Origin of the sequence: Bradyrhizobium tropiciagri (assembly GCF_001189845.1) — a bacterium.
Classification (GTDB): Bacteria; Pseudomonadota; Alphaproteobacteria; order Rhizobiales; family Xanthobacteraceae; genus Bradyrhizobium; species Bradyrhizobium tropiciagri.
This window is the reverse complement of record NZ_LFLZ01000006.1, coordinates 86,020-98,624: the sequence shown is the minus strand read 5'-3', so window position 1 is coordinate 98,624 and position 12,605 is coordinate 86,020. Positions and strand designations below refer to the sequence as shown.

13 protein-coding genes are annotated in these 12,605 nt (G+C 64.8%); 4 read left to right on the top strand and 9 right to left on the bottom strand.

Going from position 1 to position 12,605, the window contains the following annotated elements; translation table 11 throughout:
- Positions 1-27: 27 nt before the first annotated feature.
- From alkB to AKN84_RS07385, 9 genes are all read right to left on the bottom strand, one after another.
- Complete coding sequence (alkB, locus tag AKN84_RS07425) at positions 28-681, bottom strand: DNA oxidative demethylase AlkB (RefSeq protein ID WP_050420097.1); 654 nt, start codon at positions 679-681, stop codon at positions 28-30.
- Positions 682-694: 13 nt separating this feature from the next.
- On the bottom strand, positions 695-1,441 hold the full coding sequence (locus AKN84_RS07420; protein ID WP_050420096.1) for a 2OG-Fe(II) oxygenase: 747 nt from the start codon (positions 1,439-1,441) through the stop codon (positions 695-697).
- A gap of 252 nt (positions 1,442-1,693) precedes the next feature.
- A complete protein-coding gene (locus tag AKN84_RS07415) occupies positions 1,694-2,380 on the bottom strand; it encodes a DUF2848 domain-containing protein (protein WP_050420095.1) in 687 nt (228 codons plus the stop codon).
- Positions 2,373-3,722 (bottom strand): amidase, encoded by a 1,350-nt coding sequence (locus AKN84_RS07410; protein WP_050420094.1) that lies wholly within the window; start codon positions 3,720-3,722, stop codon positions 2,373-2,375. Before AKN84_RS07410 ends, AKN84_RS07415 begins: the two co-directional genes overlap by 8 nt.
- 96 nt (positions 3,723-3,818) lie before the next feature.
- Complete coding sequence (locus AKN84_RS07405; protein WP_050420093.1) at positions 3,819-4,538, bottom strand: ABC transporter ATP-binding protein; 720 nt, start codon at positions 4,536-4,538, stop codon at positions 3,819-3,821.
- Positions 4,528-5,256, bottom strand: a complete 729-nt coding sequence (locus AKN84_RS07400; RefSeq protein ID WP_050420092.1) for an ABC transporter ATP-binding protein — start codon at positions 5,254-5,256, stop codon at positions 4,528-4,530. The genes AKN84_RS07405 and AKN84_RS07400 overlap by 11 nt, the downstream gene beginning before the upstream one ends.
- Positions 5,246-6,166 (bottom strand): branched-chain amino acid ABC transporter permease, encoded by a 921-nt coding sequence (locus tag AKN84_RS07395; RefSeq protein ID WP_050420091.1) that lies wholly within the window; start codon positions 6,164-6,166, stop codon positions 5,246-5,248. Before AKN84_RS07395 ends, AKN84_RS07400 begins: the two co-directional genes overlap by 11 nt.
- Positions 6,159-7,082 (bottom strand): branched-chain amino acid ABC transporter permease, encoded by a 924-nt coding sequence (locus AKN84_RS07390; RefSeq protein ID WP_050420090.1) that lies wholly within the window; start codon positions 7,080-7,082, stop codon positions 6,159-6,161. The genes AKN84_RS07395 and AKN84_RS07390 overlap by 8 nt, the downstream gene beginning before the upstream one ends.
- Before the next feature lie 45 nt (positions 7,083-7,127).
- A complete protein-coding gene (locus AKN84_RS07385) occupies positions 7,128-8,390 on the bottom strand; it encodes an amino acid ABC transporter substrate-binding protein (protein WP_050420088.1) in 1,263 nt (420 codons plus the stop codon).
- 240 nt (positions 8,391-8,630) lie between these two features.
- On the opposite strand from AKN84_RS07385, the gene AKN84_RS07380 reads away from it, so the two are divergent.
- From AKN84_RS07380 to AKN84_RS07365, 4 genes are all read left to right on the top strand, one after another.
- Positions 8,631-9,044: a Zn-ribbon domain-containing OB-fold protein gene (locus AKN84_RS07380; protein WP_050420086.1), complete on the top strand. Its 414-nt coding sequence runs from the start codon at positions 8,631-8,633 to the stop codon at positions 9,042-9,044.
- Positions 9,045-9,048: 4 nt separating this feature from the next.
- Positions 9,049-10,188: a thiolase C-terminal domain-containing protein gene (locus AKN84_RS07375; RefSeq protein WP_050420085.1), complete on the top strand. Its 1,140-nt coding sequence runs from the start codon at positions 9,049-9,051 to the stop codon at positions 10,186-10,188.
- Between the two features lie 125 nt (positions 10,189-10,313).
- Positions 10,314-11,228 carry an SDR family oxidoreductase gene (locus AKN84_RS07370; RefSeq protein WP_028338734.1) on the top strand — a complete coding sequence of 305 codons (915 nt, stop codon included), beginning with the start codon at positions 10,314-10,316 and terminating at the stop codon, positions 11,226-11,228.
- A 170-nt stretch (positions 11,229-11,398) separates the two neighbouring features.
- Complete coding sequence (locus AKN84_RS07365) at positions 11,399-12,511, top strand: SMP-30/gluconolactonase/LRE family protein (protein WP_050420084.1); 1,113 nt, start codon at positions 11,399-11,401, stop codon at positions 12,509-12,511.
- Positions 12,512-12,605 lie beyond the last annotated feature (94 nt).

The following is a 12,605-nucleotide window of genomic DNA, read 5'->3' as shown; positions in this document are numbered from 1 at the left end:
GTACAGCCACCCATCGCCGCGCAACAGCTAGCGCACCTTGCGGAAGGTCAGATTGATGCGCTGCCGGCCGAGCACGCCGTGCTCGCCATCGGCAAGCGGCGCCACGCCGTGATAAAATAACCGTGACGGCCCGCCCCACACCGCGACATCGCCATGTTCGAGCCGATAGCGGCGCGGCGTGTCGCTACGCTTCAAGCCGCCGAACAGGAAGATCGCCGGCAGCCCGAGCGAGATCGAGACGATCGGCGCACCGTAGTCGAGTTCGTCCTTGTCCTGATGCAGCGACAGTTTTGCGCCGGGGACATAGCGATTGATTAGGCAAGCCTCGGGCGCGAAGTTATTGAAGCCGGCCGCGGCCGCGGCATCGGCGGCGAGCCCGCGCAACACCTCGGGCATCGCTGGCCAGTTCTGTCCGGAGTCCGGATCGATCGGATCGTAACGATAGCCGCTGGGATCGGAGACCCAGCCGACGCTTCCGCAATTGGTCATCGCGGCCGACATGCGGTGGCCGCCCGGCGTGATCAGATGCCGGAACGGCGCCTGCTTGACGATCACGCGTAAAGCCGGGATCAGCTCGGCCTCGAACGGCCGCACAAAGCCGCGCAACAGCACCGCGCCATCCGCGATGGTCTCGCGCGGCGGCCGTGCATCGCCAACACTTTCGAACAGATCAGCGGCCACGCCTCTCTCGCACTCACTTCGCGTCGTGGAAGATCACACCAACGGTGTGGCGATGGCCGGACCTGATCCGGCTGACGCCGTGGCGCAGATTGACACGATACGGCCCGCGTGTCCCCTGCACCGGACGATGATGCACGGCGAAAGCCACGGCATCACCCTTCGTCAGCGGCACCACCTCGGGCCGCGACTGCATCCGCGGCCGCTGCTCGGTGAGCACGAACTCGCCGCCGGTGAAATCGCGCCCCGGCTGCGACAGCAGGATCGCAACCTGGATCGGAAACACGTGCTCGCCGTAGAGATCCTGGTGCAGGCAGTTGTAGTCGCCCTCGCCATATTGCAGCAGCAGCGGCGTCGGCCGCGTCTGCCCGGCATCATGGCAGCGCCTCAGGAACGCGGCGTGCGACGGGGGATAGCTGATCTCGATCCCCATCGTCTGATTCCAGCGATTGGCGGTCGCGGTCAGCCGCGCATACAGCGCCGGCCTCAGCTCCGCGATCAGGTCCGGCAGCGGATAGGAGAAGTATTTGTATTCGCCGCGGCCGAAGCCGTGGCGGCCCATCACGACCTTGCTGCGAAACCGGCTGTCATCGGGATAGAACGCGGCGATGGCATCGCACTCCTCGGGAGTCACCAGGCCGCCCAGGACGGCGCAGCCCTCCCCGTCGAGGTCGGTCGTGATTTGGTCCCAGTCGAGCGCGTCGACGCGGGCGGGGATGCCGGAGGCCGAGGTGCGGATAATGGTCTTGGCTGTTGCTGTCATGTGCGAGAATCTGGCCGATGATCGCAGGCCGCGCCACCCGATTTCCGAGCGAAATATGCGGAGAACGCCGCCACATTCAAGGTGTCGTCCCGGCGAAGGCCGGGACCCATAACCACCGCTTCGCGTTTGGCGAAGGCTGGGGCCACACCATGCTCCACAATCACCATTCGTGGTTATGGGTCCCGGCCTTCGCCGGGACGACGCGCGCGAGAGAGTATTGGTCCGCTCTATGAACGCACGCGCGGAAACTATCTAGCCCCTGACCGGCAACGTCACCACGTCGTAGCCGTGGCTGATCTTCCGCTTCAGCACCGGGTCTTCCAGATCGAACTCGAAGCGGCTGGCGGGACGGATGCCGCCCTTGGCCGCGAAGGTGCCGCCGAACATGGCGCAGCCGTCGGGCAGCTTGCCGCCATCGAAACCGCGCGCGATCAGGTCTTTCACCGGCAGCATTTGATCGAGCGTGCCCTCCTGGTAGAGCACGCGCTGGCCGCCGATTGTGGCCCAGGAGCGAAGGATGAGCTGGTCCCAGTGGCCGATGACGTCCTCGAGCTCCCAGAGCTCGGAGGCGACAGGCTTGTCGCACATCTGCTTCGACACGGTGACGCTGTAGCTCTCGACCTTGCGGTCGGTATGGTCGGAGCCGCAGCCGACGAAGATGCGGCCCTGCCAGCCGATCAGCACGAACTCGACCTCGCCGCTCGAATCCTCGCCGCAGACCTCGATCGTGTCGGCGAAGGTGATGCGGCGAGCCGAGCAGCGGTAATAGATCGGCGTCGTCGCCGGCCGCGCGATGCCGAGCGCTTCGAGCTCGGCGATGTGCTTGTCGCGCGCCACCGGATCGCGGCCGGTCCAACCGGCAATCACGGCCTGCCGGATTTCGAGCGTGAGCGGCGTCGCGACGCCCTTGTCGTCGACGTTGAAGGTGAGATCAAACACGGATGACGGTCTCCATTCCGGCCGCAAGCTCGAAGATACGGCGATCCGAGCCGCCCGCGGCGGCGAGCATCAGGCCGACCGGCGCCTCGCCCTCGCGATGCGCGGGCAGCGAGATGGCGCAGCCATCGAGCACGTTGATCAGCGAAGGATTACGCAGCGCGCGCAGGTTCTCCGTGGCGAACGCCTTGTCGTCGGCGAGGCTCGCAATGGTCGGCGGCAGGTTCGCGGTGGTCGGCAACACCAGTGCGTCATAGGGCGCGATCCGCGCCTCGGTACGGGCGATGAACGACCGCCGCGCATTGATGAGGTCGATATAGTCGGCCGCCAGGAAACCCTCGCCGCGCTGGATGCGCACCGCGACGCGCGGGTCGTAGATATCGCCCTTGCTGGCGAGCAGGAAGCGGTGCCAGGCATAGCTCTCGGCTGCGGAAAAACCGCCCTTGGTGTTCATCACGCCGACATCGAGCAATTCAGGCACCTCGATGTGCTCGACCAGGGCCCCGGCGCGCGACAACGACGCCAGTGCGCGCTCGAAGGTTTTTGCGACGGCATCGTCGAGATCGTCGAGCGCGACCGTGGTCGGCACCGCGAGCCGCATGCCCTTGACCGGGCGCGGAGCAATCGGCGTCACCGCCTCATCGGCCAGCACCGCATCGAGCGCGGCGCAGCAGGCCACCGAATTCGCGAGCGGACCGTAGCTATCGAGTGTGAACGACAGCGGCACGCCGCCGTCGAGCGAAATCCGGCGCTGCGTCGGCTTGTAGCCGACGATGCCGTTGAAGGCGGCCGGGATCCGGCAGGAGCCGCCGGTGTCGGTGCCGAGCGCGCCGAACGCCATGCCGTCGGCGATCGAGACCGCCGCGCCCGAGGACGAGCCGCCGGGCACATGGCCGACGCTCCGGTTCCAGGCGCTCTTCGGGGTGCCGTAATGCGGATTGATGCCGATGCCTGAATAGGCGAACTCGGTCATGTTGGTACGGCCGATCACGATGAAGCCGGCGCGCTTGAGCCGCGCCACGACGGGCGCATCGGCATCCGCCGGGGCGGAATCCTCCAGCGCCCGGGAGCCCGCGCGGGTCACCTGCCCCTTGATGTCGAACAGATCCTTGATCGAGACCGGAATGCCGGCAAACGGCGACGGCGCGGCGTTGGCCTTGCGCAGCCGATCCATGGCGTCAGCGGCTTCCAGCGCCGCCTCGCGGTCGACATGGATGAAGGTGCGCTGGCCCTCGCCTGCCGGATCGGCGATCCTGGCGATGCATTGCTCGACGAGCTTGCGGGCGGAGGTGGCGCCGCTGGCGAGATCGGCGGCAAGGGAGGCGAGTGTCGGATTTTTCGGCATGGTTTTCACTTCACGGCTTGCACTTGATGGCTTCAGCTGATTGTCGCGCGAACCGGGGCCGATTTCCAGTGCGCCGGCCCCAGCCTGCCATCACTATCACTTCAGCCCGAAATAGGCGCGGTGCAGCTCTTCATTGCCGCTCATCTCGGCAACCGTGCCGGAGAAGCGGATGCGCCCGCCTTCAAGCACGAACACGCGGGTGGCAATCTCAAGGAAGCCGATATTCTGCTCGGCGATCAAGAGCGCCAGTCCGCGGCCCTGCAGGCTGGACAGGGCGCGCAGCACCTCCTTGACAAACAGCGGCGACAGCCCGGCCGAGGGCTCGTCCATGACCAGCAGCTTCGGCTCGGCCGACAGCGCCTTGGCGATGCCGAGCATCTTGCGCTGGCCGCCGGACAGGCTGGAGGCCGGGTCGCGGCGCTTGTCGCGCAGCACCGGGAACAGCCCGTACAATTCGTCGACCCGCGCGCCCGGATTGGCATGGCCCAGCGCCTGCGCGCCGACGCGGATGTTCTCCTCTATCGACAGGTCGGGAAACACCGCAAGCTCCGACATGTAGGTCATGCCGCGCTTCATGCGGTCCGACGACCGCATCCTGGTGATGTCCTCGCCGCCGAGCTTGATGTGGCCGCTACGGGCCCCGATCAGGCCGACCAGCGACTTCAGGAAGGTGGTCTTGCCCGCGCCATTGGCGCCGAGCAGCAGCACGGTCTCGCCGGGGCGGACGTCGAGATCGACGCCCCACAGCACCTGCATGGTGCCGTAGCCGGCATCGACACCTCTGGCGTCCAGAAGCGGCACTGCATCAGTGGGCATGCTCGCCTCCCAAAAACACCTCGATCACCTGCGGCTCGCGCACCGCGGTGGCAAGCGTACCTTCGAAGATCTCCTTGCCCGCGTTGAGCACGATGACACGGTCGGTGATCTGCTCGATGAAGCCCATCAGATGCTCGACCACGATGATCGCCATGCCGGTTGCGGCCAGTGCCTTGATGCGGCCGGCGATCCAGTCGAGCTCCGCCGGGTTGAGGCCGGCCGCGAGCTCGTCGAGCAGCAACAGCCGCGGCCGCGTCGCGAGCGCGCGGGTGAGATCGAGCATCTTCTGCTGCGCGCTGTTGAGGTCGGCGGCGGGACGGTCTGCGACCTCCTTCAGCCGGTACTTCTCAAGCAGTTCAGCAATCGACGGCGCATCGGTGGCGCCGCCATAGGCCAATGCCACCTGGATGTTCTCGCGCACCGTGAGCGACAGGAACGGCTTCGGCACCTGGAAGGTGCGGTTGATGCCGCGGTGAACCAGCTTGTGCGAGGCGACGCCGCCTGAGGACGCGCCGTCAAACACCACCTCGCCGCCATCGGGGGCGTAGAGACCGGAGATGACGTTGATCGCCGTGGTCTTGCCGGAGCCGTTCGGACCGACCAGCCCGAGGATTTCGCCCGGCACGACGTGGAAGCTCAGGCCATCGAGCGCGTGGAAGCCGCCGAAGCGCTTGACCAGCTTCGAGACCTCGAGGATGGGGCTTTTCTCAGGGGACATGCCACCCCCTGCGGGTTGCCAGCGACACCAATCCTGCGGGCAGGAACAGCACGAGGCCCATGATCAGGAGACCATAGATCAGCTGGAAATATTGCGGCGTGGTGAAACCGATCAGGTTGTAGATGCCGTACAGGATCAGCACGCCGACGATCGGTCCGGTGATGGTAGCGACGCCGCCGAACAGCGCGAACACGATCGCGAAGATCGAGAACTCGCCGGAGAACACGTTGTCGGGATAGAACACCGAGACGTACCAGGCGTAGATGCCGCCGGCGAGGCCGGCGACCAGCGCGGAGGCGAGCCAGGCGATCACCCGCATCTTGATGATGTTGACGCCGGCCATCGAGGCCGACACCGCATCCTCGCGCACGGCCTGCAGCGCAAGGCCGAATGGCGAGTTCTTCAGATACACCACCGCGCCGACCGTCAGCGCCATCACCACGACCGCGGCGTAGTAGGCGTGGGTCGGGTTGAACGTGCCGGTGAGCGACACGCCATAGGGGCCCTTGGTGATGCCCTCCAGCGCCGGGTTGGCGACGAAGTGCAACACCGCGAGCGAGGCCGCGAGGTTGGCGATCGCAAAATACGCCCCGGACAGCCGCAGCAGCGGCGTCAGCAACAGGCCGAGCAGAACCGCGACACCGCCGCCGACCAGCACGGCGAGCGGCGCCGGCGTGTGCAGATGCATCACCATGATGGCAAAGCCATAGGCACCGGCGCCGAAGAAGCCGACATAGCCGAACGGCAGATAGCCGGTGAAACCATAGATGATGTTCACGCCCTGCGCGAGGATCAGGAAGATCACGAAGTTGAACAGCAGCAGATGGTTTTGATAGACGCCGGGCAGCAGCGCGAACACCACCACCAGCGGCGCCAGGATGAACACCAGGTGTTTCGGGGCGTTATGCAACGCGCACCCGCCTTCCGAGCAGACCGCTCGGGCGCAACAACAGGATCACGATCAACAACACATAGGGCAGCAAGTCAGCCCAGGAACTGAGATAGGTCTGCACCAGCATGTAGCAGAGACCGTAGACAACGCCGCCGAGCGCGGTACCCAGGGGATTGCCGAGCGAGCCGAGCACGACGATGGCGAACGAGGTCACCGTCGCATCGGCGCCGAAGGCAGGCGTCACCGAGCCGAACATGAACGGCGCGAACACGCCGGCGACGGCCGCGATGCCCAGACCGATACCGAACGCCGCCGCCGAGACGCGGTCGACATCGATGCCGGTCGCCAGCGCCTCGTCGCGACGTGACATCACCGCGCGGGTCAGGGTGCCGAGCCTTGTATGGTAGAGATAGAGGTACACCAGCCCGATCGCGACCAGGCTGGTGATGGCCGCGATCACCCAGGGCGCGGGAAAGCCCTGGCCGAAGATCTGGATCGGCCCTGCCCCGCCGGCCTTGCCGCCGAACAGCTTGACCTTGATGGTCGAGAACACGGTGCCGAGCAGCCGGCTCTGGATCGAGCGCTCGCTGGTGCCGGCGAAGATGGTGGTGACGGCCTCGATCACCTGCGACAGGCCGAAGAACAGGATGATCGACAGCATTTCCGGATTGGCCGAGCCCTGCAGCCGCGGCACCAGAACCCAGTACAGCAGCACGCCCGCCAGCACGAAGACCACGAAGGCCAGCGGCACCGCGAACAGCGGATCGATGCCGGCGATGCCGACCACGCCGAGCGCGATGAAGGCGCCCAGCATCAGGATATCGCCATGCGCAAGGTTGACGATGCGCATGACGCCGAACACGAGATTGAGACCGATGCCGACCAGGCTGAAATACAGCCCGAACAGCACGCCGGCAACGAGCGCATAGGTCATGCTACCGCTCGCCGCCGAAGGTTACGCCTGCCGCCCTCACCTGCATCACGGCGCCGGATAGATCGGCTTGCCGGTCGCGGTCTCGTGCGGATAGATCGAGACGAACTTGATGTGATCGTGCTCGTCGACCGCGAGCTGGCCGAGCGGCGTCAACTCGCCGATCTGGCCGCCGGTCTCGTCCAGCGCGAAGGTGCCGTCCAGCGTCTTGAGCTGGCCGCTCAGCGAGAACACCGCGCGGCGCAGCTCCATCTGGTCGAGGCTGGTCGCAACCGACAGCGTCTTCTCGATCACCAGCGCGGTGGTGTAGCCGGCGACCGCGTTGAAGCCGAACTCCATCTTGCCGTCGTTGTACTTCTTGGTCCAGGCGGCGCGGAAATCCTTCATGTTCATCCCGAAATTGACGGGATAATCCAATTCTGACGGCGGCACGTAGGTCCAGATGTGCTCCAGCCCCTTGGCGCCGACGTTCTTCTCGAGCAGCTCGGTCTCGAGGCCGGCATAGATCGCGAACAGCATCTTGAACTTGGTGCCGACGTCCTGGACGTTGCGCAGGAAGGCGATGTCGTTCGGCGCATAGCCGAAGTGGATCACCGCGTCGGGATTGGCGTTGCTGATGTTGTTGATGATGACGTTGTAATTGGTGGTCTCGGTCGGAACGCCCTGGTCGTAGACGATCTCGATCGGCGCCCCGGACTCCTTTACGAACTTGCGGAACGCATTGGCCTGGGTGCCGGTGAACTCGTTGGTCGCGTAGAGGATCGCGACCTTCTTGATGCCGAGGCCAGGTCCGTCATGGCTGATGAAGTCAGCGACCGGCTTCGGCCAGATCGTCGACACCGGATCGGCCATCAGCGCGATGTAGGGATTGTCCTTGGAGAAGAAGCTCGCGCCGGTGCCGGTCTGGTCGAACAGGAACATCTTGTGGTCGCGCGCGATCGCAACCGCGGGCGCCGTCAGCACCGATCCGGAATCGGCGACCAGCAGGTCGACCTTATCCTGGGTGATGAGCTGGTTATAAAGCGTCGAGGCGGTCGCGGTGTTGCTCTGGTCGTCATAGGAGACGAGCTTGATCGGGATCTTCTTGTCGAACGCCTTCACGAAGACGCCGCCCTCGGCGTTCTTCTGCTCGGCCCACAATTTCAATGAGCTGTAGACCGGCATCGAGATCGAGGCATAGCGCCCCGAGGAGGCATAGAGCGTGCCGATCTTGATCTCCGACGGTGCGTCGGCGGCCACAGCCATCGTAACGCTGGCCTGCGTGGCAAATGCGAGGCTGGCAGCGAGTGCCGCGCCGATGATCCTCAGCATGATATTATCCTCCCGGGTATTTCTGACGTGTCTGGCGTGTCTTGAGCCTGTCTTGGACGCGGCCCTTCTACGCGCCGGATCGAAGCGACACAAGCATCGCGGCCTTAGCAATTGTGCGAGGGGCGGAATATGCGGCATGCGCCGGACACAGGCCGCTGCGCGCGGCATGGATGGACCGTTGACGGGCCTTGGTCCGATGGCGCATCAAGTCTGTAACGATTTCGGGAGGAGACATCAGACATGGCCGAGCCCGCGCGCGCGAAACCAAAACCGACACCTGAGACCCAGCATTTCTGGGACGGCACCAAGGCCGGCGAGCTGCGCCTGCAGCGCTGCGACGCCTGCGCCAATGTCTACTTTCCGCCGCGGCCGTTCTGCCCCTCCTGCGCCTCGCGCAAGGTCTCGGTCTTCAAGGCCAGCGGCAAGGGCAAGCTGTACAGCTACGTCATCAACCATCGCCCCGCCGCGCCCGGCTTCACGCCGCCTTATGCGATCGCGGTGGTCGAGCTCGACGAAGGTCCGCGCATGATGAGCAACATCATCGATTGCCCGCAGACGCCGGAAGCGCTCGAGCTCGACATGCCGCTCGAGGTCGCCTTCGAGGCACTCGACGACAAGATCACCCTTCCTCTGTTCCGTCCGGCGAAGGGGTAACGCGATGCGCAGGAACCAGGTTGCCGTCGTCGGTGCGGCCGAAACCACCGAACTCGGGGTCATCCCGAACATGTCGCAGATCCAGCTGCACGCGGACGCGGCGCTGAACGCGATCGCGGACGCCGGCCTGAAGCTGTCGGACATCGACGGCTTCGCCACCGCGGTCGAGACCCCGCAGCAGATGGCGCATTATCTCGGCATCACGCCGACCTGGGTCGACGGCACCTCGGTCGGCGGCTGTTCGTTCATGCTGCATGTCCGGCACGCCGCCGCCGCGATCGAGGCCGGTCTCTGCAAGACCGTGCTGATCACCCATGCCGAGAGCGGCAAGTCGATGATCGGCAAGCAGCCGCGCTTCACCGCGCCCGACAGCCTCAACGGGCAATTTGAGTCACCGTTCGGCGTCTACGGGCCGCCGAGCATGTTCCCGATTCCCGTGCTGCGCTTCATGAAGACGCATGGCATCACGCACGAACAACTGGCAATGGTCGCGGTGGTGCAGCGCGAATGGGCGGCGAAGAACCCGCGCGCAACCATGAAGGACCCGATCACCGTCGCGGACGTCCTGAATTCGCGGATGATCGCCTATCCGTTCCGCCTGCTGCAATGCTGCCTCGTCACCGACGGCGGCGGCGCGCTGATTCTGACCTCGGCCGACCGCGCCAAGGATTTCCCGAGGAAGCCGGTGTACATCCTCGGCACCGGCGAGAGCGTGGAAACGCCGATGGTCAGCCAGATGAAGACTTTTGACAGTTCGCGCGCCTTCAAGGTGGCAGGCCCCCTCGCCTTCAAGGAAGCCGGCATCACCCACAAGGACGTCGATCATCTGATGATCTACGACGCCTTCGCGCATCTGCCGCTCTACGGCCTCGGCGACCTCGGCTTCATGCCATATGAGGAAACCGGCAAGTTCATCGCCGACGGCAACACCCGCCCCGGCGGCAAGCTGCCGCTCAACACCAATGGCGGCGGCCTCAGCTACATGCACTCAGGCATGTACGGCATGTACGCGCTGCAGGAGAGCGTGCGGCAGATGCGTGGCATCGCGCCGGCGCAGGTGCCGAACGCCAAGATCTCGGTCTGCCACGGCGTCGGCGGCATGTTCGCCGCGAGTGGCACGATCATCTTTACGAACGAGAAGTAACAACCTCCGTCATTCCGGGATGGTCCGAAGGACCAGACCCGGAATCTCGAGATTCTCAGGTGCGCAATTGCGCACCATAGTTCGCACTTCGTGCGCCCCGACGGACAGAAACAAGGAGAACCCACATGGCAAAATCACTGCAGGATAAAGTCATCATCGTCACCGGCGCGGGCCGCGGCATCGGCCGCGAGATCGCGCTGCTCTGCGCGGCGGAAGGCGCCAAGGTCGTGGTCAACGATCCCGGCGGCGCGGCCGACGGTGGCGGCTCGAGTGCGGCGCCCGCCGAGGAGGTGGTCGAGGAAATCAAGAAGCGCGGCGGCACGGCCGTTGCCAATTTCGAGTCGGTGGCGGAAGCCATTCCCGCCAGCAAGATCGTGAAGACCGCGACCGATCATTTCGGCCGGCTCGACGGTGTCGTCAACAATGCCGGCATCCTGCGCGACATGATCTTCCACAAGATGAGCGTGGAAGCCTTCGAGGCCGTCATCAAGGTGCATCTGATGGGCTCGTTCTATGTCAGCCACGCCGCGGCGCGCATCTATCGCGAGCAGGAGTCGGGCTCGTTCGTGCACTTCACCTCGACCTCCGGCCTGATCGGCAATTACGGCCAGGCCAACTACGCCGCCGCCAAGCTCGGCATCGTCGGCTTGTCGAAGTCGATCGCGCTCGACATGGGCCGCTTCAACGTGCGCTCGAACTGCGTGTCGCCGTTCGCCTGGACCCGCATGATCGGCACCATCCCGACCGAGACCGACGCCGAGAAGGCGCGCGTCGAAAAGATCAAGCAGATGGGCCCCGAGAAGATCGCGCCGGTCTGCGCCTATCTGCTCTCGGACGCCGCCAAGGACGTCACCGGCCAGATCTTCGGCGTGCGCATGAACGAGATCTTCCTGTTCGGCCAGCATCGCCCGGTACGCTCGGTGCATCGCGGCGAAGGCTGGACGCCCGAGACGATTGCGGAACACGGCATGCCGGCGCTGAAGGGATCGTTCGCCAAGCTCGACCGCTCGGCCGACGTCTTCACCTGGGATCCGATCTGAGCTTGGGATCCGATCTGAACTTCGATCTGACAGTTTTATGAATAGTCGCCTCCGCGAAACGGCGGAGGCGACACACTCTTTGGTTGTTTCTTCATAGCGTGCCCGCATTGTGCCAGAATTGCGGGCGCATGATCGTCCTCCCCGATAACAAGAAACCTGGGAGGACTTTCGTGACAAATCCAAGCAACACAGAGCAACACGAGAGCGACGGAACGAAGGCGTTCGACCGTCGAACCATTTTGCGCGGCGCAACCGCGCTTGCTGCAACCGCGATGGCGGCGTCGGATGCATCCGCTCGCGACTACGGCCGCAACGCGGAACCGCAGCGCTATCCCGATCCGGATATCGTCGTGATCGACGACAAGCGCTTCAAGGCCAAGGTCGGCAACACCGCAATCAAGCGGCTGTACACCGGCTGTCTTTGGGCGGAAGGCCCGGCCTGGAATGCGCAGGGCCAGTATCTGGTGTGGAGCGACATCCCGGCCAACCGGCAGTTGCGCTATCTCGACGATGACGGCCACATCTCCGAGCAGTTCCACAAGCCGTCGAACGAAGCCAACGGCTCGACCTTCGATTTCGAGGGACGGCAGATCACCGCCGAGCGCACGCGGCTGGTGCGCTACGAGCACGACGGAACCGTCACGTCCTTGGCGGAGCAGGCCAACGGCAAGCAGCTCAACGGGCCGAACGACATGGTCGTGCATCCGAACGACAAGTCGATCTGGTTCACCGATCCCGGCTACGGCGCGGTCTCGATCTATGAGGGCCAGCGCGCCAACACCGGCTCGAACCAGCCTTACCAGAAAGAAGCGGTCTATCGCATCGACGCCACGACCGGACAGATCACCAAGGTCTGCGACGAACCGTTCAAGCCGAACGGCATCGCCTTCAGCCACGACTACAAGAAGGTCTATGTCTGCGATACCGGCATCACGCATTATCCGAACGCCAAGAACATCGTCTGGCAGTACGACCTCAACGGCGACAAGCTCTCCAACCCACGCACGCTGATCGACATGACGCTGGACGGCAAGTCGGGCTTCCCGGACGGCATGCGTGTCGACATCGACGGCAACATCTGGGTCGGCGCCGGCTGGGTCGGACCGGGCTATGACGGCGTCCAGGTGTTCGCACCCGACGGCCAACGCATCGGCCAGATCCTGCTGCCGGAGACCTGCGCCAACCTCACCTTCGGCGGCAAGAAGCGCAACCGCCTGTTCATGACCGCAAGCCAGTCGCTCTACGCGGTGTATGTGGAGACGCGGGGCGCGCATAACTGCTGAAGGACTTGCCTTCCGTCGTCGTTGCGAGGAGCGAAGCGACGAAGCAATCCATCTCACCGCTTGCGGCCCAATGGATTGCTTCGCTGCGCTCGCA

What these genes read in the sequence shown, in the direction of transcription:
- AKN84_RS07375 (WP_050420085.1), top strand. Translation starts at nt 9,049, where the DNA reads ATGCGCAGGAACCAGGTTGCCGTCGTCGGTGCGGCCGAAACCACCGAA.
- AKN84_RS07410 (WP_050420094.1), bottom strand. Translation starts at nt 3,722, where the DNA reads ATGCCGAAAAATCCGACACTCGCCTCCCTTGCCGCCGATCTCGCCAGC.
- AKN84_RS07420 (WP_050420096.1), bottom strand. Translation starts at nt 1,441, where the DNA reads ATGACAGCAACAGCCAAGACCATTATCCGCACCTCGGCCTCCGGCATC.
- AKN84_RS07380 (WP_050420086.1), top strand. Translation starts at nt 8,631, where the DNA reads ATGGCCGAGCCCGCGCGCGCGAAACCAAAACCGACACCTGAGACCCAG.
- AKN84_RS07370 (WP_028338734.1), top strand. Translation starts at nt 10,314, where the DNA reads ATGGCAAAATCACTGCAGGATAAAGTCATCATCGTCACCGGCGCGGGC.
- AKN84_RS07405 (WP_050420093.1), bottom strand. Translation starts at nt 4,538, where the DNA reads ATGCCCACTGATGCAGTGCCGCTTCTGGACGCCAGAGGTGTCGATGCC.
- AKN84_RS07400 (WP_050420092.1), bottom strand. Translation starts at nt 5,256, where the DNA reads ATGTCCCCTGAGAAAAGCCCCATCCTCGAGGTCTCGAAGCTGGTCAAG.
- AKN84_RS07385 (WP_050420088.1), bottom strand. Translation starts at nt 8,390, where the DNA reads ATGCTGAGGATCATCGGCGCGGCACTCGCTGCCAGCCTCGCATTTGCC.
- AKN84_RS07390 (WP_050420090.1), bottom strand. Translation starts at nt 7,082, where the DNA reads ATGACCTATGCGCTCGTTGCCGGCGTGCTGTTCGGGCTGTATTTCAGC.